The organism is Fibrobacter succinogenes, assembly GCF_902779965.1.
Taxonomy (GTDB): domain Bacteria; phylum Fibrobacterota; class Fibrobacteria; order Fibrobacterales; family Fibrobacteraceae; genus Fibrobacter; species Fibrobacter succinogenes_F.
In genome coordinates this window covers 27,751-53,312 of record NZ_CACZDK010000013.1, presented here as the reverse complement: position 1 = coordinate 53,312, position 25,562 = coordinate 27,751, and the positions used below count along the sequence as shown (strand labels likewise).

The following is a 25,562-nucleotide window of genomic DNA, read 5'->3' as shown; positions in this document are numbered from 1 at the left end:
ATTCTCACGACGAATTTTGATTTTACAGCCCCACAGATAATTGCAGATGAGCTACTTTTTTCTAACTTTACATCGCAAAAAACAGACGGCGGCAAGAACCGCTAAAAATCGGAGATTATCATGGGTTTTAAATGTGGCATCGTAGGCCTCCCCAATGTGGGCAAGAGCACCATCTTTAACGCAATCACCAACGCAGGCGCAGAATCCGCAAACTATCCGTTCTGCACCATCGACCCGAACGTCGGCATGGTCAGCGTCCCGGATGCTCGTCTCGATGAACTTGTGAAAGTCTATAACCCGAAATCCATCGTCCCGGCCGTTACAGAATTTGTCGATATCGCAGGTCTTGTAAAGGGCGCTTCCAAGGGCGAAGGTCTCGGAAACCAGTTCCTCACCCACATCCGCGAATGCGAAGCTATCATGGAAGTGGTGCGCTGCTTTGACGACGAAAACATCATCCACGTGAACGGTTCTGTCGATCCGATCCGCGACGTCGAAGTGATCGAAACGGAACTTATCCTCAAGGACTTGGACACTGTCGAAAAGCGCCTTGCTACCGAAGCCAAGTCTGCACGTACCGGTAACGCCGAAGCAAAGGCTCGCCTCGCCGCTTGTGAACTCTTGAAGAAGAGCATGGAAGAAGGCCACGCCGCACGCACCGTGATGCACGACAGCGAAGAAATGGAAGGCATCGTGAAAGACCTCGGTCTCCTCACCGCAAAGCCGCTCTTCTACTGCGCAAACGTCAAGGAAGACGACATCCTCACGGGTAACGCCTACGTGGACCAGCTTAAAGAATACGCCTCCAAGCACGGTCACGACGTGATTGTCATCAGCGGCAAGATCGAAGAAGAACTCTCTGCCATGGAACCGGCCGACAAGGCTGACTTCCTCAAGGAACTCGGCATGACCGAATCCGGCCTCGACTCTGTCGTTCGCAAGGGTTACGAAATCCTCGGTCTCCGCACGTTCTTTACCGCAGGCGAAAAGGAATGCCGCGCCTGGACATTCCACGCAGGCTTCAAGGCCCCGCAGTGCGCAGGCGTTATCCACACGGACTTCGAACGCGGCTTCATCCGCGCAGAAACTTTGAGCTACGCCGACTTCCTCAAGCACGGCAGCTGGAACGCAGCGAAGGAAGCAGGGCTTGTCCGCACGGAAGGTAAGGAATACCTCGTGCAGGATGGCGACATCATGTACTTCTTGTTCAATGTGTAGCGGCTTCGCCGCAGTGGTTAGTAGACAGTAGGAAGAACTTAGACTTTATCGCCGACTGCTTATGCAACAAACCCTCAAAACGCTGAAATGACATTGTAAAAAAAGGCCGCGATTTCTCGCGACCTTTCTTCAGCTTTCTTCAATGGAGAATTTCGTTAACCAAATTCGTCGTCATAACCTTCGCCGAGATCTTCGAAATCAACGCCACTATCGTCACTAAATTCTGATGAACTAAGCAGGTTAGACACTCGTGTCAGTTGCACGAGCTTCATGCATGGCGGCGTATATTTTCTCTTTTCGACTTTGATATTCATATTCAGCCACTCCTACTTAATGACTACTTTTTTCCTGTTATGGAAATAAGTTCCCTTTGCAGTCGGCTTATGCTGAAGCAAACGACCCTTCATATCGTACCAACGGTTGTCATTCGAAACAAATTCACCTGTATATGTATTAAGCTTGCCAAGGGAAGTTGTGCTGCTATCAGCATTAATGACACGAACTTCAACTGTTTCTGGTAAATTATCCAAGCTAACAGCATCATCCGCAGATTTCGCCAACCCTTTTATAGCGGCAGGCAAAGTGCATCTTAAAAAGGCTCTAAAAGGTCTGATATAGGCGCAGCTCTTTTCGCTGCAAGTAGCCCTCTTAAAATCGCCTAATTTCGTACCATCATCTTTCTCCTTAGCGGCAAAACCATAGACACCCTTAGGATTCTTAAAATCTATGCGTTCATAGGTTCCAATGATTTCCCAGTTATAGCCATCATCATTCTGAAACGTCTTACGTTGCGAATTAGTCGTAGTATTGAATGTTACTTTATTTATCCCAGAATTTTCTATACTAAAAGAAATAACATTGTCTTCAGGCTTAGTTGATATAACAATATATGGAGTATTAGCTTCTAATGTACTAGAATATTCTTGAACATATACGCTATATTGAGTATTGTTATACTGATCCTTTTTTAAAGACACAAAAGAATATACTCCAAAACTTTGAAGTTTCCATGTTGGAACGCTAAAAGGAAGCATTATCGTCGATCTAACATTATTCTTAAACACACGGCTATAATAAACAGAGTCCACCTGTACATCTTCAGAAATCACAGGAACTTCATCGGAACTATCGTCAATATAGGCGACAACTTTATCCGACTTGGTTTCCCAGCTATTACGTTTGGCTTCACCGTGAATTTTCTTAACCGTAATGGAGCCATACTTGCCGATTACTTCTTCATCGGCAGCAAACGATGTTCCCGCCATAGCGAGAGCGAAAGCAAATGCAGAGATTACCTTCATGTTTATCATTGTCTACCTCCAAATCTAGAGCCTAATAAGAAGAATAAAGATGCAAACGAAAAGCGCTTATAATCCTGTGGTTGCTGCTTGTTGTATTCCTTTTCATAGTAACCGTAATGACCCGGTTCATATTCATACTGGTTCAACACAATAGCACCCTGCTTTCCGGAATAGCGCACAATCTTCGAGAGCGATTCCTTAATGTCATCCATACGATGCTTGCCATATTGGAGCACAAACAGCAAGTAATCGGCTAAAGGACAGATCAATTCGGCATCGGTCACCAAGCTTAAGGGCGGAGTGTCAACGATAACCAAATCATACTTCTGGCGAGCTTCCTTAAGCAAGTTGTCCATGGCATCGCTACGGAGCAAACCACAAGCCGTCATGTTGGTTTTGCCAGCGTTAAGCACGAACATATTCTTGTCGTATTTCTGCTGAACTGCTTCATCCAAAGTTTTCTTTCCGACAAGCACATCTGCAAGTCCGGCGCCACCAGTGCGAACAGAGCCACGACGCATATCAGCATCAATCAACAGCACCTTTTTGCCGCTAGTGGCGGCAATGGCAGAAAGATTCTGAGAGACAAAGCTCTTACCCACGCCAGAAATCAGACCCATCACGAGGATTACGGAGTGTTCCTTGTGCGAGAACGAGAAGTTGATCGCCGTCATCATGGACTGGAAGGATTCCGTCACCTGGTCTTCGGTTCTCTGCAGCACAAATGGCATGTTTTGGCGCATTTTTCCACGTTTGCCGAGCAATTTATTGTGGGACTTCGGGATCTTCACGAGCACATTCATTTTCGTTTCGCGTTCAATTTCAGAAGCGCTACGAACGCCGTTCTTGAGCAAATACATCAAGTAAGCGTAGAATACACCCAGTAAAAAGCCTGCAGCGACAGCAATAAGGAAAATCTTCTTTCTCTTCGGCTTGGACGGCATCGATTCAACCTGAGCCAAATCGACAATACGCACGTTACCCACTTCACCGACACGCACCACACGCAACTGCTGGATATTGTTGAGCATGTTCGTGTAGATTTCGTTATTCACGGCCACTTCTTCTTGCAAACGAGCGACTTCCTGCTGCGTGAGAGGCATCTTTTGAGCGCTCTTCTTAAGCATATTCAATTCAGAGCGCAATTTGCCCAACTGTCTAGAAAGCGTCACGACACTCGGATGTTCGGCCTTGAAAAGACGCATTGCAGCTTGTCTTTTCTGTTCCATTTCAAGAATTTGTCTTTTAAGTTCCGTTTCTTTCGAAATATGGGCCTTGGTTTCGCCATTCATGTCAATAGAGCCAATCTTATAGCGATAATCGGCCAAAACCTTTTCAGCACTATCAAGCTTAGCCTTGACCATCGGCAACTGGCTTTCCAAAAATTCAAGCGTTTTTTCGGCTTCAGCACTACGCATTTCAACGTTCTGGCGCAGATAAGTCTTAGCAATGGTATTCAAAATGGAAGCGGCGCGATCTGGATAGCGGTGGCTAAAATGAACGGAAATAATACCTGTCTTTTTACCCTGTTCTGCCACACCCAAAGCACCCCTCAAAGCGCGGCCAGCTTTCAGCGAAGACCCCTGAGCAATGATGAATTCCTGTCCTTCACGAGCAAGCAAGAACTTCACACGAATGACCAGGGAATCACCAGCATAGGCGGCCTTGCAAATTTCCCCAACCTTTCCATCAAGAATTTTTTTGCCATCCGGAGCGATTACGGAATATCCATCTTCGCCATCAGCCACAGCATACCACTTTTCGGTGCGCAATTCAGCCGGAATCTGCAATGAATCCAGATCCATACGGCCTTCCATATGCAGCAGGCGATTCCAAAAACCTATCGGTTGGGCAGACAGATGGAGGTGTTCCTCCTGAGCAACCGTAGTCAGAACCAAACGGCTCTTGATGAGCTCAATTTCGGCGTCGGTCGGGCTAGCCATTTCCAAAACTTCACCCATTTCGCCCATAGCCTTAGTCGACTTGCTGCTATTGCCCTTCATGTTCACCTGAAGGAGCACGTCACTAGAATATACAGGACGAGTCCACTGAGCAACAAAAGCTCCGATCACTGCGGCAACCAAGACGCATGTGATAATGGCTTTTCTATTTCTCCAAAGGAGGAGAAATATTTCCTGTAAGGAAATTTCTTCACTGTCCCGAGTGGTCGGAACCGAAGACAAACCCGATGCTGTAACTTTTTCTTGTTCTGCCATAATATTTATTTTGATACCCACTCCAAGCATCATAAGTTTTAAGGTTACGCACCTAATCAACCCGTTATCGTAAACAAAAGTTTAAGATAATCCCCAACACAATGCAAAATTTAAAATTTCCTATACAAAAAAGAATCCCCTCTAATCATACCTATTTTTGCCCATTTTCTGTTTTTTTTCATACTTTTGACACTGGTCACACGTTGAGAAAAAAGACAATTCTTGATATCAGGATTGTAAACTTAAAAAAACATTTAAAAAAGAAACAGGACCCGACTCTCGTCGGATCCTTGTATTTATATTTTGTAAACTTTTTGTTTACTTTTTCTTTTTTCGGCTACGGCGGGCGATAACTGCCGGGCGTACTAGAGTCGCTATATTCATCGCTGTTCCTATCAAAATCAAGAAACTAGCGCAATAAAGGCCAATTCCAGCCTGAACTTTCAATAGCGGAATCCCTAGCATATCGCTAATCTGCGAAAGCTTCATCAAAAGCGACCACAGCGAGACCATCGACAAAAGCCCCATCACCGTAGAAGCCAGCGGCACTATCCAAGCAAACACCGCTGCCAAGAATACCGCAGCGAGGATACCGTACAGATGGTGAACCGGTTCCATTTTAGGGAAATTCGGCATCTGCACCTTGAAACGGTCCAAAACCTTGGGGTTTTCCTTGACCATGCGGTGCATTTGTCCAAGCGCAGGGTCCGCTAGTGCTTTATCGAGGTCAACCCCCGAAGCCACTTGATAAAACGTCATCTCCGCAATAGGCTTGCTGTCGTCCTTAGCCGAACAAGAAACACTAGCCAATGGCATCAACAAAGCAAGAAACACCAGCAAATACGGAAGTGCCGTAAGCTTCTTAAAAAGGCTTTTTTCCTTATTGGAATTATTACTCATGATTACTTTTCCTGAACAATTCGTTCGAGCGGGAACACACAGCGGAAGCCAATGTAATCCGACCAATAGCGTGGATCTTCATCATCGCGGTATGTCATGTTCAATTTCTTGACTTTATCCTTCCAAGAGCCGCCTTTAATTACTTTGTTCGTTCCCAAGAAAGATCCCGTCGGATTTGAACTTTCAATCGTGAACGTAATCGCAAAGTAATTGTCGCGGGTCCATTCCGTTACGTTGCCCGACATGTCATAAAGTCCCCATGCATTCGGAGATTTCGTTGCCACATCATGCGGGCCATAAGCTTCATTTTTCTTACCGACCTTGAAAGAATTTTCTGCAAAGATAGCATACTTACTAACGCTCATTACATCGTCCATCGTCCACGGGACTCCATCGTTACTACCAGCGCGGCCAGCATATTCCCATTGAGCCTCGGTCGGCAAGTCACCACCAAGGACCTTACAGGCATACTGCGCCTTTTCCCAAGTGATATTTTGGACCGGCTTGTTCGGCCCCTTGAATGCCGATCTATCGGAATTACGTTTTGTCGAATCCAAGAGGCCCATAATTTTGTGATAAAATTCCTGCGTCACTTCGGTTGTATGAATTGCAAACGGAGACATCGACACAACCTTACCACGATAGCGGAACGAACCCGAATCAATAATAGCAACGGTTCCACGAGAAGGATGTTCAACAACATTAAACTTCGGTTCGTACTTTACGGTATCCACCACTTTAGAAGAAGAACTGGCAACAACTGACGAAGACGATTCAGGCCCTCTGGACTTGAGCCAATCCACAACTTCTTTTTCAATAGCAATATGCTTCGGCAAAGTAAATTTACCCTTGCCAAAATAAAGGGAATCGCCCACACGGAATCCAAGTTTGCCATAGCGATACTGGTAACGCCCAACCAAAGCACCTTCCTTGAACACCCACACCGGTTTGTTATTCACAAGAAACAGCGTAGTCACAAGGGAAGAGTCTCCATTGGCAAATAGATTCACAAGTGAATCCATCGAAAAACCATCAACCACGCCCTTCCAAGAAACCTCAACACGATTGTGGTCCGTACCAAAGCGAAGCCCCAACGATTCGATTTTGCAAGAATCTAAAGTTTTCTTTGACGTGTCAGTGGACGCAGCGGTTGTGTCAACGACCTTCATGATTTTTTCCACCGCGGCAGGCAACATGTTAATTTCAATCGGGAGCATCTGCAAGCTATCGAACTTTGCATGGAAAGCCTTATAGATCGCGCTAACTTCGCCCAACTTTTTTTCTCGCCAGATTTTTTGCGCTTCGCTACGTTTCAAATTATAATGCTTCACATAATCGCGATAGACCTTTCCCGAATTGTTAAGTCCAAGCGATTCGGCGGGGATAATCGAAGGATAGAACTTGGAAAATTCAGTCGTGTCTATACGCGTGAAATTCTTGTCGACATCGGCTGAGAAGATATCATAAAGCGATTCAGCTTCTTCGAGCACCTGAAGAGCCTGCACCTGTTCAAGCGTAACAGAAAGCAACGGCGCTGGGGCCTTCGATTCCGAAGACGCCACACTTGAACTCGAAACAGCAGCATCAAAATCAGGAATTTCCACGGATGCATTCGAGCTAGAAGAACCAGCGACTGAATCAGCAAGAGCGGAACTAGAAGTAGCTACAGCTTCAGGAGTCGCCTCACTCGAACTAGATGCCGCAACAACTTCAGGAACCGCCGCCCCCGAACTTGAAAGCACAACAACGGAATCCGGTTCCGGGAACTTCACATTGAACGTGAGCACTTCACCCGGCTTAAGCACACCCGCATCGACATACGGGAATTTACCCGGAGCGCTGAACGAAAAGAAATAAACACCATTTTCAGCAGGATAGATTGCCCTCGTTCCCGCCTTCATCTTTGAATTCAGAGACACAACTTCCAAATTCTTTTCATCGGTCTTGATTTGCACCAAACCCGGATGCACGCTTTCGTTCAAGACCTGCCACTTGCCATTCTTCATGAACAGGAGTTTTGCAACACGCGGCGAATAAACATACTCGGCATCAAAATAGATATCGGCTTCGTCCTGGAAGGCTTTATACTGACGGGATGCATAAAGACGGAGTCCCACCACCTCGCGAGCGGTCAAATGATTGCCCTTGAGGCTAAAGGCATGGAGCTTCTTATATTCTTCCGGCTTTGCCTCGCCAGAAAACCACAAGTAATCCTTAGCGGATTTTTTATAGCGAAGGTAAAGCGTATTAGGCAGCAATGGGAAGACCGGTTCCTGCGAGATAGCTAAAGATTTGTCCAAAGCAATAGCTTTCTTGGAAGCATTTTCCAAAAGACTTCCCTCCAGGAGGCTACCGACTTTAAAATTTTCCGATGTCAATTTGAAGTTGCGATCTTCGTCGGCCATGGTAAGCGCCGGAACCAGCAACAAAAGCGGAAGCAATCGGGAAAATGTCATAAGCACTCCTGTCATTTTAGAACCTTCTTGTCTAGAAAAATAATTTCTTCTTAGAAAAGAGATGCTAAAATTTCGACGAATTAACACCCATTTCGAGCAAGTAACCGCCCTTTGCTCCGCCAACAGGTCCCAATTCGACCTTCCAATCTGCCAAACGGATAATATCGGGATGGTGTTCGATGACAATGACCGTATCGCCACGCGCCGAAAGCCTACGCAAGAGGTTCCAAAGGATCTGGATATCCTTCAAATGAAGGCCCGTCGTAGGTTCATCAAGCAGGTAAACCATTTCGTTCGCCGGACGGCGGCAAAGTTCCGCAGCAAGCTTCAAGCGCTGGGATTCGCCACCCGAAAGTGTCGTAACCGGTTGTCCAAGCTTCACATACGGGAGACCCACATCGCGGAGGCATTCAAGCTTCGGCAAAATTTTTGGCTGGTCTTTGAAGAACTCGCAGGCTTCGACAATGCGCATGTCAAGCACGTCGGCAATGTTCTTGCCCTTGAACGTGACCGTGAGCGTTTCCTGATTGTAACGCTTGCCACCGCAAACTTCGCAGGTTTCCCAAATGTCCGAGAGAAAGTGCATCTCGACAGCGACGGCGCCACGGCCTTCGCAAGCAGGGCAACGGCCTCGCGCAAGGTTATAGCTAAAGCGACCGTAATCGAAGCCCTTCATCTTGGATTGTTCGAGCTTCGCGAACAGTTTGCGGATATCGTCAAAGACGCCCGTGAAACTCGCCGGCGTACTGCGAGGCGTTCCCGAAATCGGGCTCTGGTCTACAAGTAAAACTTCGCCGCTCTGCTTTTTACGACCGCGAGCCTGGAACTGCTTTTTAAGCGCCGGGAAAATTTCATCGACAACGAGTGAACTCTTGCCCGAACCCGAAACGCCACAGACAACGCTCACCGCTTTTTTCGGGAATTTTACAGACAAGTTCTTCAAATTATTAGCGTTAAGATTTTTGAATTCATAGAATTCCGTATCGTCCGTGATGCGTACCGGTTCCAGCTGGTTTGCCACCGGCGTGGAATAGGTGAGGAACTTGACCGTTTCGCTACGCGGGAATTGTTGCAACGCATATGGTTTTGCAAGTTCTGCAGGCGATCCTTCGGCAACGACTTCGCCACCGAAATCGCCCGCCCCCGGGCCCATATCGATAATGTGGTCTGCGGCCTGCATCATCTTGATGTCATGTTCCACGACCACGAGCGTATTACCGAGGTCGCGCAAGCGGTAAAGCGTATCCAAGAGTTTTGCGGTATCACTTTCATGGAGGCCGACAGTCGGTTCGTCAAGCACATACAAGACGCCTTCGAGGCCGCTACCGATTTGGCTAGCCAAACGGATGCGCTGGGATTCACCGCCCGAAAGCGTATCGCCCGCACGGTCAAGGCCAATGTAACCTAACCCCACGCTAATCAAGAAGTCCAAGCGGCCAATAATTTCGCGGAGGAGCGGCGCGGCAATTGTCGTTTTACTCTGGATGGATGCAGACGTCGCATTTTCTTCGTTTGCAAAATCGACTTTCGCAAACCAGTCGCGGGCTTCGGCAATGCTCATGTGATGCACATCCATGATGTTCTTGCCCAAGATGCGCACCGCAAGATATTCAGGCTTCAAGCGTTCGCCGTGGCAATCGGGGCATTCTTCGCCATCCTTGAAATGTCCAAGACCAAGGCATGTTTCGCAGGCGCCCCAGTGCGTGTTGAAACTGAAATGCTTGGGGTTCAGCGCGGAATCCATGTACCAGCCGCAATCCGGGCAGCCGGGCTTTTCACTGGCCGAGAGGCGTTCTTCGCCATCGCAATCCACGTAGAGAATTCCGTTACCGTCGCGGTAACCGCGTTCAAAGGCTTCGACGAGACGAGCACGATTTTCATCCTTCACCACCACGGAATCGACCACGGCAAGCAACTGCTTTTCGCGAATCGGAATTTTCGGCAGCGGGAGTTCCACAAGCTTTTTGCCAAGATATGCCTTGCGGTAACCCTTTTCAGTCAAAATCTTAGACAACTTAATTTCGTCCTTGATTTCGAACGGGGCAAGCACAGTCACCATCTTGTTGAGGTCGCGGTCAAATGCAAATTGCATCAAGTCGCCTGCGGCATAGGAGCTCACCGGCTTTCCGCAATGGAGGCAGTGGGCAGTTCCCACGCGGGCCCACAAAATGCGGAAGTAATCGTAAATTTCGGTAAGCGTTGCCACCGTACTGCGGGGGCTCTTGCTCGCGCTCTTTTGGTCAATGGCAATGGCTGGGGCGAGGCCCGAAATAGAATCAATGCTACCGCGGTCGGGGCGGCCCAAGAATCGGCGAGCATAAGTGCTAAGGGTTTCCACAAAGCGGCGCTGGCCTTCGCTAAAGAGCGTATGAAACGCAAGGCTCGACTTGCCCGAGCCCGAAACACCCGTAATCACGGTGAGCTTGTGGCGCGGAATCGTGACATCGATGTTCTTGAGGTTGTGCTTGCGAGCTCCATGAACTTCGATATCAAGCGAGTAATCTTCGCCCTTTTCATCCGTGCGTTCAAAATGCTTGTTTTCGCCATGCTTTTTCGCCAAGACCGGAGCCAAGTAGCGCCCGGTTTCGCTCTTTTTGCATTTGGCAATTTGTTCAGGAGTTCCCGTTGCGATAATGCGACCGCCATTCACGCCCGCATCTGGGCCCAAATCAATAATCCAGTCCGCGCACTTGATTACGTCCAGGTTGTGTTCAATCACGACGACGCTGTTCCCGAGACTGCGCAAGCGGTTCAAGCATTCGAGCAATCGACGGATATCCTCAAAATGCAAACCCGTTGTCGGCTCGTCGAGCAAGTAAAGCGTCTTGCCCGTACCCGGGCGGCGCAGTTCCGAAGCAATCTTCACGCGTTGCGCTTCGCCACCGCTGAGCGTTGTAGACGGCTGACCGAGCGTGAGGTAGCCGAGGCCCACTTCGCAAAGGAGCTTGAGCGGTTCTGCAATTTTCGGAATGTCCTTGAAAAATTCAGCAGCTTCGGCAATGCTCATGTCGAGCACTTCCGAAATATTCTTGCCCTTAAAATAAACTTCACGAGTCGCTTCGTTAAAGCGCTTGCCATCGCACACATCGCAAGTGACTTGCACGCTCGGCAAAATGTGCATGTCGATGACCTTCACGCCCGCGCCTTCGCAAGCATCACAGCGGCCACCCTTCACGTTAAAGCTAAAACGGCTCTTGGTGTAGCCACGCACTTTACTTTCTTCCATGCCCGCAAAGAGGTCACGGATATCGTCCCAAATTTTCGTGTAAGTCGCCGGGTTGCTGCGCGGGGTGCGTCCAATCGGCGTCTGGTCAATTTCGATGACCTTGTCAATGTTTTCAAGACCTTCCAAATGGTCAAACTTGCCGACCGGTTCTTCGGAATTGTAGAACACTCGCGCAAGTTCACGGCGCAAAATCTGGTTGATAAGCGTACTCTTACCCGAGCCCGAAACGCCCGTGACTACGGTAAACGCGCCACCAAGCGGGATTTCCACATCAATGTTCTTGAGGTTGTTTTCGCAAGCTCCGCAAACCTTGAGTTTCGGCGTATTCTTGTCAATTCTCATGCGCTGCGACGGGATTTCAATCGCTTTGCGACCGCTCAAATAGGCACCCGTAAGCGAAGACTTGTTCTTCTCCAGCTCTTCGACCGTGCCTGCCGCCAAGATGCGACCGCCCTCGACACCCGCGCCAGGGCCCACGTCAATCACGCAGTCCGCATGACGCATCGTATCCTCATCGTGTTCCACGATGAGAAGGCTGTTGCCTTGGGCACGTAAACGTTCGAGCATTTCGAGTAACTTATCGTTGTCACGTGGGTGCAAACCAATGCTCGGTTCGTCAAGCACATAAAGCACGCCCTGGAGCCCCGCCCCCACGGCACTTGCGAGCCTGATACGCTGCGCCTCACCGCCCGAAAGCGTCGAAGCCTTGCGGCTAATGTCCAAATAGCCAAGGCCCACCGCCTTCAAGAATCCAAGGCGCCCGCGGATTTCCTTGAGCACTTCGCGACCGATGCGCTGTTCCTTGGGACTGAGCTTTAACTTGTCAAAAAACTCGACAGACTTTTCAACAGACCATTCCGTCATCTCGCAAATGTTATGACCGTGGAAATCGACGGCCGCCGCAATGCGGTTGATTCGCGTTCCGTGACATTCCGGACAAACGCCAATCTGCATATACTTTCGGAAGTGGTAAATATGCCACATGTCCCAAAGTTCCTGCATAATCGTCACCACACCGCGTTCACTCCCGCTGGGAGTCCCATAAAGCACGGCGTCCTGTTGCGCCTTCTTGAGCTTATTCCACGGCGTATCCAGCGAAAAGTGCATTTCGTTTGCAATCGTACGCAAATTGCGCCAGCCAAAATCACTAAAGATGATGCATCCGTCATCCTTCTTTTGCGGGGCAAGGCAGCCCTGCTTTAAAGACAAACTCGGATCCGGCACAATCAAATTAACGTCAAATTCGCAGCTTTCGCCAAGGCCTTTACATGCGGGGCACTGGCCCTTCGGGTCGTTAAAGCTAAAGAATCGCGGTTCAAGTTCCGGGATAGAAATTCCGCACTTCGGGCAAGCGAGCTGCGTACCCTGCAAGCGGTATTCTTCCTTCGCGATAGCCCCCAGCGAGGCATCCGCCGAGCCATCTTTCGCGGCACTTTCCGAGCCCGCAGCTTCCGGCGCCGTCAACAAAAACGACACGAGCTTTCCGTCCGTGAGCTTCAAGGCTCCTTCAATCGCTTCGCGCAAACGGCTCATGTTCTTGCGTTCGAGCGTCAAGCGGTCAATCACCACTTCAATCGTGTGTTTCTCGTAACGCACCAACAGCGGCACTTCTTCGAGCCTGTAAATCGTCCCATCCACGCGTACGCGGACAAATCCATTTTCCTTGAGCTCCGCGAGTTCCTTGCGGTATTCGCCCTTGCGCTCCTGCACAATCGGCGCCATCACCAAAATCTTTTTATTCTCATCGCTTGCGTACAAGTTATCGACAATCTGATCCACCGACTGCGCCTGAATCACCTTGCCGCACTTGGGGCAATGCGGAACGCCCAAACGAGCAAACATCAAACGGTAATGGTCCAAAATCTCGACCACCGTACCCACCGTACTGCGCGGGTTACGGTTCACCGTATTCTGGTCAATCGAAATCGTCGGCGAAATCCCGCGAACGCTTTCCACATCCGGGTGCTTCATGCGACCAATGAACTGGCGTGCATACGCCGAAAGCGACTCCACAAAACGGCGCTGCCCTTCCTGGAACACCGTATCAAAAGCAAGGCTCGACTTGCCCGAGCCCGAAACGCCAGTCACCACGACTATCGAGTCGCGGGGAATCGTCAAATCGACATGGCGGAGGTTGTGTTCATGAGCATCGCGGATTTCAATAGATTTCGTCATGAACGCAAATATAGAAAAAGAGCCCCCAATTGTCTAAAAAATAGTGAACATTTGGACAGAATAACTATTTATATCAAAACTTTATTCACTTTTTTTGCCCAAAGGGCTTGACTGAATCAAAACAAGTTTTTAAATATGGTTCACCGATTGAGAAATCAATCGAACCACTTGGGGTGGTAGCTCAATTTTGGTTAGAGCACCGGCCTGTCACGCCGGAGGTTGCGAGTTCAAGCCTCGTCTATCCCGCGATAAAGCACTTCTCTTTGAGAAGTGCTTTTCGTTTTTTTCTCCTTCCCCCAAAAATGTTTTATATTAAAAATCAAGAAGGAGTTTTATGAAGAATATTCATAAGTACATACTCATTGCTGTTATCTGTGGGTTAATTTTCTTTATTCTCGGCTATCCTTGTCGAGAGCTGTTCAAGATTTCAGATACAACCGAAGTTCGAATTGTCGCCGCCCTCCCCTTGCTGTTCGGTATATCCTTTGGATTTTTCGGAATCCTTGGTTGTGCAATCGCGAACCTCATTGCCGATATCATTTCAGGCTACGATGCCATCATCTTTATCCCCGGCTTTTTTGTCCAAATTATTTACGGTTACGTTCCCGCAGTTATCTGGAACCATTTACGGCGAAAAGACAAAAATAAATTCAAGCTCGATAAAGTTTACAAGAACGTACAATACATGCTCATTGTTATTCTTGATTCAATAGCCTCGGCGTTCATGGTCGTAAGCGTCATCAAGCTCAAGTACAACGAACAATATTTTTCATTACTCTCTGCAAATATTTTCTTCAACCAGTTCATCACGATGGTAGTCATTGGCATTCCGTACCTCATTTGCGCTTCGCTGATATGCCAACACCACATACGAAAAAATCATCACGAGCCCTCAAGCTTCATATTCTCGTTTTCGCTCAACGAAAAATTCATCTTGTTCTTTTTAGTTTCAAGCATCGTCATCTCCGTTGCCATCGGATCCGCAAGTTACCCGAGCATCGCCCTTAAATATGGAGAAAACAATCTTTACCTTTGGAACTACGTTTACTTTTTCATCGGCGGACTGCTCAATATTTGTATTTGGGTTTCGCTAGGATTTCTCTTTTATATGGAACGGACTGTGACTAAGCCCATCGAGAGCATGAGCAAAATCGCAAGAACTTTCGGACAGAATACAGACATTTACGAAAGGATCAACAACATCCTGCAAAAATGCCAGAAGTATATCTATTTCACTTCTGAAGTTGGAGAACTCGCTCGTTCATACAAAGAAATGGCAACAGAACTCGATGATTACGTAAAGAACCTGACCGAAGCTACAGCAAAGCAGCAGAAAATCCAGACAGAACTTTCCATCGCGACCGCAATCCAAAGAGCTGCTCTCTCAAGGCCCATCGAGGTTGAAGGCATCGAGAACTACGCCGTCATGCGCCCCGCACTCGAAGTCGGCGGCGACTTTTATGACAACTTTTTTATTGATGACGACCACCTAGCCCTGCTCATTGCTGACGTTTCCGGGAAAGGAGTTCCAGCCGCATTATTCATGATGGTTTCAAAAATTGTCTTGAAGCACAATCTGCAACACGGGCTTTCGCCCGCCGAAGCGCTCAACCGCGCCAACGACGAACTTGCCGAGCACAACGTACACGATATGTTCGTCACGTGCATCTGCGGAATACTGAACATCAAAACCGGGAAACTCGTTTACGCCAATGCAGGGCACGAAAAGCCATTCATCAAGCACAAAGACGGCGAATTTAAAATAGCAGATGTCAAAAGTGGATTCGTTCTCGCAGGAATGCCCGGATACAAATACCAAAATTTTGAAGCCCAATTGCAACCAGGCGACACCATCTTCACCTACACCGATGGTATTCCTGAAGCGACAAACGAAAAAGACGAAGAATTCGGCATGGAACGCTTGCAAAAAGTCCTCAACGATGCCAAGGACGATTCCGTCCGGCTCATGTGCAGAAAAGTCCGCATGGCGGTGAAGGAATTCTCTGGAAAAGCACCGCAGTTCGATGACATCACGATGCTTTCGTTCAAAATGAAATAAAGAACTTGCAGTTGAGGTCCGTCCACTTGCCAAAAAGGGCTGCTTTAGCTATATTCAGCCCGCTAACAAGTTATCTATGGGGATATAGCTCAGTTGGTAGAGCGACAGGTTCGCAATCTGTAGGTCATGGGTTCGACTCCCACTATCTCCACGCAAAAGAGGCAAGCAAACGCTTGCCTCTTTTGTTTTCCATTACACCAAATTCTTTAGTTTACCAACAACCCGCAATTAACATCCCACGGTCAACACCGTACTATCTACTACCCACTTCCTACGGTCTACCGTCTACATCCTACTAACCACCGTCTACTTCCTACTGTCTACTAATCAAATATCCCACTTGACTCCTAGCTTCAGCTGTGTAAGCGAAGAACTTTCGGTATAAATCTTTTTATAAAAATGCGGCAAAGTAAGGCGGGTGTACTTGCGTTCGAGCCCCAAGTAATAGTTCAACTTCCAATTTTTCCAAGAAACCGTTGCCCCACACACGCCCGTAAACTTCTTGATTTTTTCAAAATCGCTATCAGGGCCGCCAACGGCAAAACGGTAGTACAAATTCATTTTGCCTTCAATCGTGATACGATTTTTAAACTTGTACGAAATTCTAGAGCGCCAAATCGGGCCGAACCACTTTCCTAAAACATTCTGAAACACCAAATCGTCAGCAGTTAAAGATTCCGTAGTATCATTTACGACATCATCGTAAGAACGGAAGTAAGATTTATAATCAAAGACAGAATCGGCTTCGTACTTGGCGCCCACATATATTGTACCATTCAAGCCAACAGGAACTGTTCTATGCCACGAGCCATACACCGCAAACGACATGGGACCCGAAGTTTGGTAAAAACCCCACGCCACCGCTCCCAAGCGTTGTTTTTCAAAGCGGAACAAATCTTTTTCAAACCAAGCATAAACATCCGAAGATAAATTTTTGCCCTCGATGTTAAAATCATAGCCTAAATCCAAGAGCATTGATTTTCCGAACAACGTATATTCAAGACCAAACACAATGTTCCAATCGTTAGTGTCAAGCACCGGCATATCATCGTTATTCAAGAAGTAATCGCCCTGCACCGAAGCGGCAAATGTATGCGACCACACACCAGAAGCATAATCCAAGTACGGATTCACATTCAAAAATAGGTCACCACCCATTTCACCTTTTTCCATACCGGATTCTTTATAGTGCATGCCATAAAGCCCAAGTTCTCCCGCGACATGGAAAGAATCCCACAAGCTAGCGCTTACGGTATCGCTATCAGACATCCCAAGCGCAGCCTCATAATCGCGAATAATTCCCTGAATTTCTTCGGTGTATTCGCCTGGCAACGCAACAGCCTCTTCGAAAGCTTGAAGTGCCGCAGGAATATCGCCAGCTTCTTCAAATTTCAACGCGCGATAATAAGCCTGTTCCTGCGTCTCAGCAAAGAGCGCAGTCGCAAAGACCAACAGAATTAAACCAAACAAAAACTTCATTTACTTTCTCTGAATCGGTCCTTTCTTCCAGTCACGCGGATTTTGATTTTTCCAAGGATGGCCTTCTATTGGACGTGGCACAATCGGACGACGCGGTTCCATGCGGTCTGGGCCAAAAGGCTTTACAAAAGGTCCCTTCGGCAGTTCCTTTTCCTCCATTTTCTTTTCTTGGATAAGCTCGTCCTTCGGTTTTTCAACCTTCTTCTCGATAGGAGTTTCAAGCGCAATCGGCATTGCCGCAACATCGCACATTTCATTTTTTTCGCCAGCCGTTTTGTTTCTCAGATTTTCAAGAATTTGTTCGCGGGCAGCACGGCGTTCTTCGCGCAATCTCTGCCAATCCATATTTTCTTTTTCCGACATTTTCGGAACTTTGTCAAAACTCTCACGAGCTTCAACAGGTGTCGGCACACTTGCTTCCGGGCGGGATTCAAAACTGCCGGCCATAGCGGTTGCGGCCATCATTGCAGACGCCATTACGATTTTTTTCATGACCACACTCCTTAAATTAAACATTTTACCAAACACCCCTATACCTTAAAGTCTTCTTTTTTCAAATTCAAGCGTTCCATGATTTCACGCAGCACTTTACGATCAATTCCAAGAATCGTCGCAGCGAGCGTGAGGTTTGCCTTTGTATCCTTGAGCGCGCGCGAAATGACTTCGCGTTCAACGGCTTCGCGGGCTTCCCTGAGTGTACGCGGAGATTCCTTCGCCTGAACCTGCATGTCATCAAGGCCCAAATCCTTGGGCTGAATCACGCCATGAACCGCTTGCACCAAACCTTTTTGCACACGGTTTTCAAGTTCGCGCACATTTCCCGGCCAGTGGTAACCGAGTAAAGCCTTTTCGGCATTTCGGCTCAAGTGGAATTTTCCACGGCCATACTCAGCCCCATAACGTTGTATAAAACTTTCGGCCAGCAGCACCACATCCTGACCGCGATTGCGGAGCGGCGGGAGTTCCAGCGGCAACACCTGAATGCGGAAATACAAATCTTCGCGGAAACGTTTTTCGCGCACAGCCTCTTCCAAATCCACATGCGTTGCACTAATCACGCGCACATTCACCGGAATTTCGCGATTGTCGCCCACACGCGTAATATGCTTTTCTTGCAACACGCGCAAAAGCTTCACTTGCATGTTAAGCGGAAGCTCGCCAATTTCATCGAGGAAAATCGTACCGCCATCGGCTTCTTCGAAAAAGCCTTTTTTATTTTCAATCGCCCCTGTAAACGAGCCCTTCGCATGCCCGAACATCAGCGATTCCATCAAATGCTCCGGAATAGCGCCACAGTTTACCGCAATAAAAGGCTTATCTGCACGAGGGCTGTGCTTGTGGATGTAACGTGCCATCACTTCCTTGCCCGTACCCGTCTCACCACGGATAATCACCGGGAGCGGGAGCGGCGAAAGTTTATCGGCCATCGCAATCACATCGACCATCGCCTTAGACGAATAGACAATACCATCTTTACGGACAACATTTTTCAATGTATCGAGAGATTCCTTGTCACGCAAGCGGTCGTAAGCGGCAAACGCAAACTTTTCACAGACTGCCACAAACGAATCAAAGAGCGCGCTATCTTCTTCGGTAAACGGATCCTTGCGGGCCGCACGTTGCAAATAGAGATAACCCGCCTCGGAATCAGGCGTTCTAAACGGAGACACCATGATACTCGTGAGCTGGTTTTGCACAATGGACTTGGACAAATCCGCCGATTCATCATCAAGCTGGTTCCACACCACAGCACGCTTCTCGCTTTTTGCAAGCTTGATTGCCGAAATTGAAATGGAAACTTTTTCAGGGTTCGAAAAATGGAGCGGTTCCTCGCCACCGATGTCCAGGACTGCGGCATCCGCATGCAAAACATCTTTTGCAACTTCTAGAATTTTCGGGAAAAGAGCCTCCGGCTGTTCCTCATCTAAAAGAGTCTTGACCACATCCAGCATCTTTTCTGTGGCGAGCATGGATTCCGATTTCATAACAAAGCCCTGTTTAGTTGCGCTATTGTTCAGCGGCAGGTACAGGGAGGTCCAAAAGCAAACTATCTACCTTCAATACAGGCGCGTTTTCGCTTTCCGTTGACGACTCCATGCTCCTCGACCGCTTCAACAGCTGGTCCCCCGTTGCATCGATACCGAAACGCATTGTTCCACCCGAAAGCAACAGAACTAACAAAGCTAATATAAGTACCAAAACGCCCCAAATGCTCCATTTTAGCCAGTTATTTTTCTTATGAACAACAAACGGAAGGCCGTTTTCGAGGCACTCTGGAACTTTTTGTACCGCATTCCGATAGCTTTCGGAACCCGTTATGGATTGGATATATTGGGTAACGCAAGTCGAAAGCGCAATTGCACCGCCCGCAATTTTATCAAGGGCAATCTCTAGAATTTCATCAAGTTCTTCGAAATCCTCGACGCGTTCCGACGGGTCGGAACGCAGAAGCCCTGCCCACAGGGCTTCTAGCGCCTTTAATTGAACCGCCCCTTCAGATGTATTAAAGGCGCCCGTCGAGTAAAGCTTTTCCGAGATGTTCAAGTTCTCTACACTTGCCATCTGTTCGGCAAATTGCTCATAGCTATCTGCGCTAATCAAATCCTCGCCTGCAATCCAGCGGTACAGCAAAAGCCCCAAGCTGAACAAATCGCTCTTTTCATCTGCAGGCTTGCCTTGGAACCGCTCCGGAGCCGCATAGGCAAGCGCGCCCGGCCCGACAATTCCGCAGTCAATCACAACCGCACGCAACCCGTATCCCGCGGATTTCGCGCGTTCACCGGCAGCACGCGTATTTTCATCTACCGCAAAAATTACATTCGCCGGGCTCAAGTCCCCATGCGACACATCCTGTTTTCGCAAAGCGTCAAGCGTCGCCACAACCTGCCGAAGTGCCACCAGCGCAACGACCACCGGCATGCGCCCCAATTTATCAGAAGTTACACCTTCGACATAATCGTAAATCAAGTACGGTGTTCCATTGCGATTGCCCCATTCCTCAATGCGGTACAATCCCGGCACATGTACTTTATTTGTATTTACAACAATATTTTCGTCAAACGAGAATCCGTCGTTATACCACTTGAGGACAAAAGGCTTTCCGCCAACATTCAATAAGTAAATAGACGCTTCGCCGCCACGATGCAGCAAACGGCCTCCCGTCACGGAATCCAAGAGCGATTTTTCGGATTTTCTCATGGTTCGCCCGCTCACAGTTTACCCGAATAAACCATCGCCTTGAGTGAGTCTTCTGCGATACGCGTCCACTTCGCAAGCACAACATCTTGCGGCAATGCCTCATGCCCCATCGACCAGATATCCCATGCCGATTCGTAGTCGTGCGCATTCCAGTAAAGGTTTCCGAGGTTCACGTAAGCCGATGCAAATTTCGGTTCCCGCGTCACAATGTACGCATAGATTTTCTTTGCTTCTTCGGTATTGCCTTGACCCGCCAAAATCAACGCTTTCAGATTATAACTAAAGTAATTTTCCGGATCAAGTTTTATAGACTGGTCCAAAAGCGGTAGCACCTTGGCCTGCGCATTTTCGGCAAGCATCGCCCGCGCTAAATAAAACAACGAAGTCGAATACATGGGTTTTGACTTTTCGCTCGTATCGACTACAGACAAAATCTTAAATTCGCGAACCGTGCGTTCCCAAAAAGCAAGAGTACTTACCCTTAAACGCTCCTTATCTTCGGCAATGGCATAATAAGCAATCGCAAGCCCGTAGCGGGCGTCCCTGTTCGCCGGATCTTTGTCCAAGACCTTCGAGAAATTCTTCGCAGCTCGTTTGTAATCACCAATGCGGAGCGCTTCGTCACCACGGTTCATATCGTTACCGTTGCATGCGCAAAGAAATGCCGCGAAGACCATCACGAACGCAAGTTTCATAGCAAAAGCAATACGGTAACGAACAACCCAAATCAATTGCATGTCTGTAATTATATATAAAAAAGTGGTTAATAGTTATTTGTTAATAGTTATTAATTATAAGTAGGAAGTGATTAGTGGTTGGTGGTTAGGGTACGAGGTATGAGGTCGGCGCAGAGCGCCTGTTTCTTGCGACAACGTATGGTTCCTCCTAACGGAGGATGACTTGAACCAATTGTACTTTCGCTTCGCTCTAATTCCGAATTAAAAAAACACTCTCCGGATATCCAGAGAGTGTTCTAATGACGAAATTTGTTTGTCGATTACTTTTCGATTTCGTACTGGGCAACGAGGTTGCCTTCGGCATCAAGGGCACGAACGACATTTTCATCGCGCTGGAGAGTGAGGTTGGAGACTTCGCCCTTAGCAGAGGTGAACTGTACAGAGAGGGAGCCGTCTTCGTTCTTCACAGCAGCAACGGAGTTGCCCTGAGCGTCCTTTTCATAGTAGGAATCGCCGGCAGCAAACGGATTGGAGCCCGTCCAGAATTCGATAGTGTTGATGAAAAGGAAGTCCACAAAGAGGAAGGTGACTGCGTAAATCGGAGTAGCCAAGAAGTGAACCAGAGATTTCGCCCACTTGTTGCCAATGGAACCAATGGCCCCATGAAGCCACTTAGTCGAACCATAGCTACCATAGCAGCCAGAAAGAACGATCATACCAGCGCAAACGAGGGCGAGAATTGCTTTTTTCATAATTACAAACTCCTTATATTTAAGTGTTTTAGTTTTGTAGAAATATAAGAAAGAACTTTCAAATTTGCTAGAGGTAGGTTTTGGGTGTGTCAAAAATTTACTAAAAAAATTCAAGTCCCTTGAGTATTACTCGATGTGGCTCAAGCACCCGAAGTCGCCGTAAATGGCATGGTTTTACCCACCGGAAATCGTTGTATCCATATATATGAAAGAAATTTTTCTCCAGCTCAACATCATACGCCAAAAGCCGATACCCCTCGCCACACGTAAAATCAATCGCTCCGACGGGTCGCAAAGCACGCATTTTTGCCGTTAACCGCTCAAAAAAGCCCCTTTCCAAGGCGTCTTCGGTGCAATCATCGCCCTCCAAACCTTCAGTAGGCAACTCCCAAAAACCAGAAAATTGCATTCCAGAAGCCCTTTTACACACCAAAACACGCCCATTTTGCCTTACAATACCGCAAACAGCCAACATTTTGCCCCTCCATGGACTATTAAAGAAAACTTTTCGCTTGCATTTCTGTTATTTTTTTAATAAATCTACAAATATAATACACATAAATTGTCGATACATTGAGCGTTTTGGAATCAGGAGGTGTACAATGAATACAATCGCAAAAATTGTGAGCATCGTCACAGCAGTAGCCGTTTCATCTCTTTTTGCCGCAAAGGCACCTGTAGCAAAGCACAACCCCAAACAAGATCCTTTAACCGTCTGGGTTATGCCAAACGGCGCATCTCCGCAGGAAAAACTGGAACAAAGGCTCAATCTTTTTACAAAGCGAACTGGAATCAAGACCAAAGTTGTCGTTTTGGACTGGGGTGAAGCCTGGAACCGTATTTCAACTACCCTCTCTTCTGGAAAAGACGCCCCAGACGTTCTCCAGCTCGGAACCACCTGGATTCCGTACTTCGCCTCGCGCGGCGAAATCAAGGCCTTGAATCCCTGGCTAGCTTCCATCGACTCGTCAAGATTCGTTCCGGTCAGCTGGAACACGACTCACATTGATTCCGATACAGCTATTTACTCTATTCCATGGTTTATCGACATTCGTCCGGTTCTTGCGAACAAGCGCATTCTCAAGAAGAACAACATACAGCCCGAAGATGTTGCTACATTCGATGGCTTCGTGAATGCGATCCGTAAAGTAAAGAACAGCCGCGAAACACTTGACGATGGAACGAAGGTCAGTGCATTCGCATTTCCGGGAAAAAGCGACTGGAACATTCCGCACAACTTCGCTCCGTGGATTTGGAGCAACGGCGGCAACTTTATAGAAAAAGACAATTACGGCAAATGGAGAGCGGGGATTCTATCTCCCAAAACCATTTACGGGATCGCCAAGTACTTGAGTTTTGTGCTCGACACACTTGTTAGCACTGATGCCTTACAAATGAACACCGCACAGATTGTGCAGCACTTCAACGCCGGTGAACTAGCCTTTATCGTAAACACTTCCGAAGTGATTATGCAAACCCGATTTGACGGCGCCAAGGGCGGACTCAACAACACAAGGATCGGCAAGGATAGCGTGATTGCTCTGCCCATCCCGACAGGGACCGAAGGTTCAATCAGCTTTATCGGTGGTAGTAACCTCGCTATTCCGGTAAGCAACACCAGACCCGAAGCCATAGACCTTCTGCTGTTCCTCACGAACGACGAAAACTTGAACTCTTACACCAAGCAAATCGGCATGCTCCCCACCTCCAAAAGAGTGCTCAAGAGCTGGTCCAAAGACCCCGACTACAAGACACTCGTCAAGATGCTCGAATCAGGACGAGCATACACCAACATTCCCGAATGGGGCGACATCGAGCAGAATCTCATCTTGATGTTCAGCGCCATTTGGGACCATCTTGAAATTCCGGCACTCTACTCCGAGGAAAAAATTTACGAAATCCTCAACAACTACTCTAAAGAAATCAACAGACGCTTGAACTACAAGAACGCAAGCAACTTGACTTTTGCCGAGTTCCGCACCACATGGCACAAGGCTCTAGGCATCAAGGACAATCGCGAAAACCGCCATATCATCGAGCAGCCCAAGCCCGTTGCAGAAGTGGACTCCGGATTCAGCAGTACACCCTGGATTTTTGCCATCGCTGTACTTGTTGGATTCATCTTCGCATTCAACCGCAAAAAGAAGCAATAAACCGACATCAAACCCAAATAAGAAAATTCCATGAGAACATCAAAAATATCAAGCATCACAAACAGTATTATCATCAAGAGCCTTTTGCTGTTGATTATCTCGATGCTTCTTATCGTGACAATCGGGACATACTTCTTTACGCAAAAGCAGATGAAAACCACATTGAAGTTGAGTTACGACACGAACGAGACTCAGCTTCAACAGCTTGCAAATACAGCCAACAACGAAATGGAGCAGTTCGCAAGCCGACTCACACTTTTGGCAAAGACATCCGAAATCCAGAGCATGGACAAGCTCACGGCAGCAGGTTACCTCAAGAGTTACAACATTTCTTCGCTCTTTATTTCGGGCGAATCGATTTCGCTATTCGACAGAAGTTATAACCTGATCTGCAACAATTCCATGATGGGGACTGCAAAAATCAGCTACCCCATCGAATTCAACAGGATTTCGCCACACAGGCCCACAATTTCACCGTGGTACCGCGATGCCGACGGCACACCGAAGCGCGCCTTTGGCGTTGTCGTTTCGGACCGTGCTATCGGTGATGGTCGACTGATTTCGAGTTTTTCGATCCGACGCCTCTGGAAATATTTTTCGGAATACAAGGTGGGGCAAAACGGAATCCTCATCGCATGCAATGGCCAAGGCGAAATTCTCTACCACCCCAACATGAGGACGTGGCTCGACGGAGTTCATAAAATTTCGGAACTCGGACTTGCGGGCATGAACATCAAGCAAGAAGACGGCAACAACATCCGCTTCCTCACGCTCGAAAACGGATCGACTTACCTGATTAACAAAACATTCAACCCGACTTACGATCTCGGTCTTATCGCGCTCCAACCCAAAACCGAAATTGACGCACACGTTTCATCAGTCAAACACGTGAGCCGAATTATTCTGTACAGTTCCATCATCGCCATTTTGCTCGTTTCTCTTTGGCAAATTTTGATTGTGTGTAAACCGCTCAACAGCTTGATCGACCACATTTCGCAAATCACCGAAGGAAACCTTAACATCGAAGAATTCAAGACCAAAAACAGTCAGGACGAAATCGGCCGACTCGCAAAAGTCTTTAACCAAATGCACGCGACCATCAAACGACAGATCCAAGAGCTGAACGCACACAGGGAATTGCTTGAAAAAGAAGTCAAGGAACGCACGTACGAACTAGAACAAGCTAACAAGAAACTCGACATCATTTCTAGAACCGATGAACTCACGCAACTTCCGAACCGCCGCGATATGCACAGGACCATCGAAAAAGAAGTGGACCGAGCAAAGCGATTCAAAAAACCGTTCAGCATCATCTTCTTGGATATCGACCATTTCAAGAACGTGAACGACACCTACGGGCATGCCGCAGGCGATGCCGTGCTCAAGTCCGTAGCAAGCACAATCCGCGGGTTACTCCGCAAATACGACGTTCTCGCCCGTTACGGTGGCGAAGAATTCTTGACGCTTTTGCCCGAAACAGAAATGAACGACGCCGCCCACGTTGCCGAGCGATTCCGCAAGCAGATTGAAAACCAGACAATCTTCTTTGGCGGCAAAGAAATCAAGGTTACGATTACATTGGGTGTTGCTCAATTCGATAGCGGTCAAGGGGCCGAAAAGTGCATCCAGCTTGCCGACAAGGCTCTTTACGAAGGTAAGGAACATGGCCGCAACAAGGTCATTCTTTGGAACGAAGACCACGCTATAGAAAGTACCGACAAAATGCAGTTGTAAAATTCTATTTTTACATGC

General features: G+C 47.8%; 17 protein-coding genes and 2 tRNA genes. 6 read left to right on the top strand and 13 right to left on the bottom strand.

Going from position 1 to position 25,562, the window contains the following annotated elements; translation table 11 throughout:
• Positions 1-120: 120 nt before the first annotated feature.
• Positions 121-1,218 (top strand): redox-regulated ATPase YchF, encoded by a 1,098-nt coding sequence (ychF, locus tag HUF13_RS07980; RefSeq protein ID WP_173474635.1) that lies wholly within the window; start codon positions 121-123, stop codon positions 1,216-1,218.
• A gap of 155 nt (positions 1,219-1,373) precedes the next feature.
• On the opposite strand, the gene HUF13_RS07975 is transcribed toward ychF, so the two are convergent.
• From HUF13_RS07975 to uvrA, 6 genes are all read right to left on the bottom strand, one after another.
• A complete protein-coding gene (locus HUF13_RS07975; protein ID WP_173474634.1) occupies positions 1,374-1,532 on the bottom strand; it encodes a hypothetical protein in 159 nt (52 codons plus the stop codon).
• A 12-nt stretch (positions 1,533-1,544) separates the two neighbouring features.
• Complete coding sequence (locus HUF13_RS07970; protein WP_173474633.1) at positions 1,545-2,528, bottom strand: hypothetical protein; 984 nt, start codon at positions 2,526-2,528, stop codon at positions 1,545-1,547.
• Positions 2,525-4,735: a polysaccharide biosynthesis tyrosine autokinase gene (locus HUF13_RS07965; protein ID WP_173474632.1), complete on the bottom strand. Its 2,211-nt coding sequence runs from the start codon at positions 4,733-4,735 to the stop codon at positions 2,525-2,527. The genes HUF13_RS07970 and HUF13_RS07965 overlap by 4 nt, the downstream gene beginning before the upstream one ends.
• A gap of 318 nt (positions 4,736-5,053) precedes the next feature.
• Complete coding sequence (locus HUF13_RS07960; protein ID WP_173474631.1) at positions 5,054-5,635, bottom strand: hypothetical protein; 582 nt, start codon at positions 5,633-5,635, stop codon at positions 5,054-5,056.
• 2 nt (positions 5,636-5,637) lie between these two features.
• Positions 5,638-8,091: an SUMF1/EgtB/PvdO family nonheme iron enzyme gene (locus tag HUF13_RS07955; RefSeq protein ID WP_173474630.1), complete on the bottom strand. Its 2,454-nt coding sequence runs from the start codon at positions 8,089-8,091 to the stop codon at positions 5,638-5,640.
• Between the two features lie 64 nt (positions 8,092-8,155).
• Positions 8,156-13,492, bottom strand: a complete 5,337-nt coding sequence (gene uvrA, locus HUF13_RS07950) for an excinuclease ABC subunit UvrA (protein ID WP_173474629.1) — start codon at positions 13,490-13,492, stop codon at positions 8,156-8,158.
• 170 nt (positions 13,493-13,662) lie between these two features.
• Between uvrA and HUF13_RS07945 the strand changes: the two genes are divergently transcribed.
• From HUF13_RS07945 to HUF13_RS07935, 3 genes are all read left to right on the top strand, one after another.
• Positions 13,663-13,738 (top strand) — tRNA-Asp (locus HUF13_RS07945).
• A gap of 88 nt (positions 13,739-13,826) precedes the next feature.
• Positions 13,827-15,551 (top strand): SpoIIE family protein phosphatase, encoded by a 1,725-nt coding sequence (locus HUF13_RS07940; RefSeq protein ID WP_173474628.1) that lies wholly within the window; start codon positions 13,827-13,829, stop codon positions 15,549-15,551.
• 78 nt (positions 15,552-15,629) lie between these two features.
• Positions 15,630-15,702: transfer RNA gene (locus HUF13_RS07935), tRNA-Ala, on the top strand.
• A 176-nt stretch (positions 15,703-15,878) separates the two neighbouring features.
• On the opposite strand, the gene HUF13_RS07930 is transcribed toward HUF13_RS07935, so the two are convergent.
• The 7 genes from HUF13_RS07930 to HUF13_RS07900 all read right to left on the bottom strand — a co-directional run bounded on the left by HUF13_RS07930 (position 15,879) and on the right by HUF13_RS07900 (position 22,132).
• Complete coding sequence (locus HUF13_RS07930; RefSeq protein ID WP_173474627.1) at positions 15,879-17,030, bottom strand: hypothetical protein; 1,152 nt, start codon at positions 17,028-17,030, stop codon at positions 15,879-15,881.
• Positions 17,031-17,522: a hypothetical protein gene (locus tag HUF13_RS07925; RefSeq protein WP_173474626.1), complete on the bottom strand. Its 492-nt coding sequence runs from the start codon at positions 17,520-17,522 to the stop codon at positions 17,031-17,033. It abuts the gene before it with no gap.
• Between the two features lie 38 nt (positions 17,523-17,560).
• A complete protein-coding gene (locus HUF13_RS07920) occupies positions 17,561-19,015 on the bottom strand; it encodes a sigma-54-dependent Fis family transcriptional regulator (protein WP_173474625.1) in 1,455 nt (484 codons plus the stop codon).
• A 22-nt stretch (positions 19,016-19,037) separates the two neighbouring features.
• Positions 19,038-20,228: a serine/threonine protein kinase gene (locus HUF13_RS07915; RefSeq protein ID WP_173474624.1), complete on the bottom strand. Its 1,191-nt coding sequence runs from the start codon at positions 20,226-20,228 to the stop codon at positions 19,038-19,040.
• Positions 20,229-20,239: 11 nt separating this feature from the next.
• The gene (locus HUF13_RS07910) at positions 20,240-20,965 is read right to left on the bottom strand and encodes a tetratricopeptide repeat protein (protein ID WP_173474623.1); all 726 of its coding nucleotides are present in this window, start codon (positions 20,963-20,965) and stop codon (positions 20,240-20,242) included.
• A gap of 260 nt (positions 20,966-21,225) precedes the next feature.
• Positions 21,226-21,657 carry a DUF3332 family protein gene (locus tag HUF13_RS07905; protein ID WP_173474622.1) on the bottom strand — a complete coding sequence of 144 codons (432 nt, stop codon included), beginning with the start codon at positions 21,655-21,657 and terminating at the stop codon, positions 21,226-21,228.
• 100 nt (positions 21,658-21,757) lie between these two features.
• Entirely contained in the window at positions 21,758-22,132 is a 375-nt protein-coding gene (locus tag HUF13_RS07900) for an NUDIX domain-containing protein (protein WP_173474621.1), read from the bottom strand.
• A gap of 127 nt (positions 22,133-22,259) precedes the next feature.
• Here HUF13_RS07900 and HUF13_RS07895 point away from each other — a divergent pair, with 127 nt between their 5' ends.
• Together HUF13_RS07895 and HUF13_RS07890 are read left to right on the top strand one after the other, a co-directional pair.
• Positions 22,260-23,810 (top strand): sugar ABC transporter substrate-binding protein, encoded by a 1,551-nt coding sequence (locus HUF13_RS07895; protein WP_173474620.1) that lies wholly within the window; start codon positions 22,260-22,262, stop codon positions 23,808-23,810.
• 30 nt (positions 23,811-23,840) lie between these two features.
• The gene (locus tag HUF13_RS07890; RefSeq protein WP_173474619.1) at positions 23,841-25,544 is read left to right on the top strand and encodes a diguanylate cyclase; all 1,704 of its coding nucleotides are present in this window, start codon (positions 23,841-23,843) and stop codon (positions 25,542-25,544) included.
• Positions 25,545-25,562 lie beyond the last annotated feature (18 nt).

Excerpts from the sequence above, each read along its gene's own strand:
- ychF (WP_173474635.1), top strand. The coding sequence starts at position 121 with ATGGGTTTTAAATGTGGCATCGTAGGCCTCCCCAATGTGGGCAAGAGC.
- HUF13_RS07975 (WP_173474634.1), bottom strand. The coding sequence starts at position 1,532 with ATGAATATCAAAGTCGAAAAGAGAAAATATACGCCGCCATGCATGAAG.
- HUF13_RS07970 (WP_173474633.1), bottom strand. The coding sequence starts at position 2,528 with ATGATAAACATGAAGGTAATCTCTGCATTTGCTTTCGCTCTCGCTATG.
- HUF13_RS07965 (WP_173474632.1), bottom strand. The coding sequence starts at position 4,735 with ATGGCAGAACAAGAAAAAGTTACAGCATCGGGTTTGTCTTCGGTTCCG.
- HUF13_RS07960 (WP_173474631.1), bottom strand. The coding sequence starts at position 5,635 with ATGAGTAATAATTCCAATAAGGAAAAAAGCCTTTTTAAGAAGCTTACG.
- HUF13_RS07955 (WP_173474630.1), bottom strand. The coding sequence starts at position 8,091 with ATGACATTTTCCCGATTGCTTCCGCTTTTGTTGCTGGTTCCGGCGCTT.
- uvrA (WP_173474629.1), bottom strand. The coding sequence starts at position 13,492 with ATGACGAAATCTATTGAAATCCGCGATGCTCATGAACACAACCTCCGC.
- HUF13_RS07940 (WP_173474628.1), top strand. The coding sequence starts at position 13,827 with ATGAAGAATATTCATAAGTACATACTCATTGCTGTTATCTGTGGGTTA.
- HUF13_RS07930 (WP_173474627.1), bottom strand. The coding sequence starts at position 17,030 with ATGAAGTTTTTGTTTGGTTTAATTCTGTTGGTCTTTGCGACTGCGCTC.
- HUF13_RS07925 (WP_173474626.1), bottom strand. The coding sequence starts at position 17,522 with ATGAAAAAAATCGTAATGGCGTCTGCAATGATGGCCGCAACCGCTATG.
- HUF13_RS07920 (WP_173474625.1), bottom strand. The coding sequence starts at position 19,015 with ATGAAATCGGAATCCATGCTCGCCACAGAAAAGATGCTGGATGTGGTC.
- HUF13_RS07915 (WP_173474624.1), bottom strand. The coding sequence starts at position 20,228 with ATGAGAAAATCCGAAAAATCGCTCTTGGATTCCGTGACGGGAGGCCGT.
- HUF13_RS07910 (WP_173474623.1), bottom strand. The coding sequence starts at position 20,965 with ATGCAATTGATTTGGGTTGTTCGTTACCGTATTGCTTTTGCTATGAAA.
- HUF13_RS07905 (WP_173474622.1), bottom strand. The coding sequence starts at position 21,657 with ATGAAAAAAGCAATTCTCGCCCTCGTTTGCGCTGGTATGATCGTTCTT.
- HUF13_RS07900 (WP_173474621.1), bottom strand. The coding sequence starts at position 22,132 with ATGTTGGCTGTTTGCGGTATTGTAAGGCAAAATGGGCGTGTTTTGGTG.
- HUF13_RS07895 (WP_173474620.1), top strand. The coding sequence starts at position 22,260 with ATGAATACAATCGCAAAAATTGTGAGCATCGTCACAGCAGTAGCCGTT.
- HUF13_RS07890 (WP_173474619.1), top strand. The coding sequence starts at position 23,841 with ATGAGAACATCAAAAATATCAAGCATCACAAACAGTATTATCATCAAG.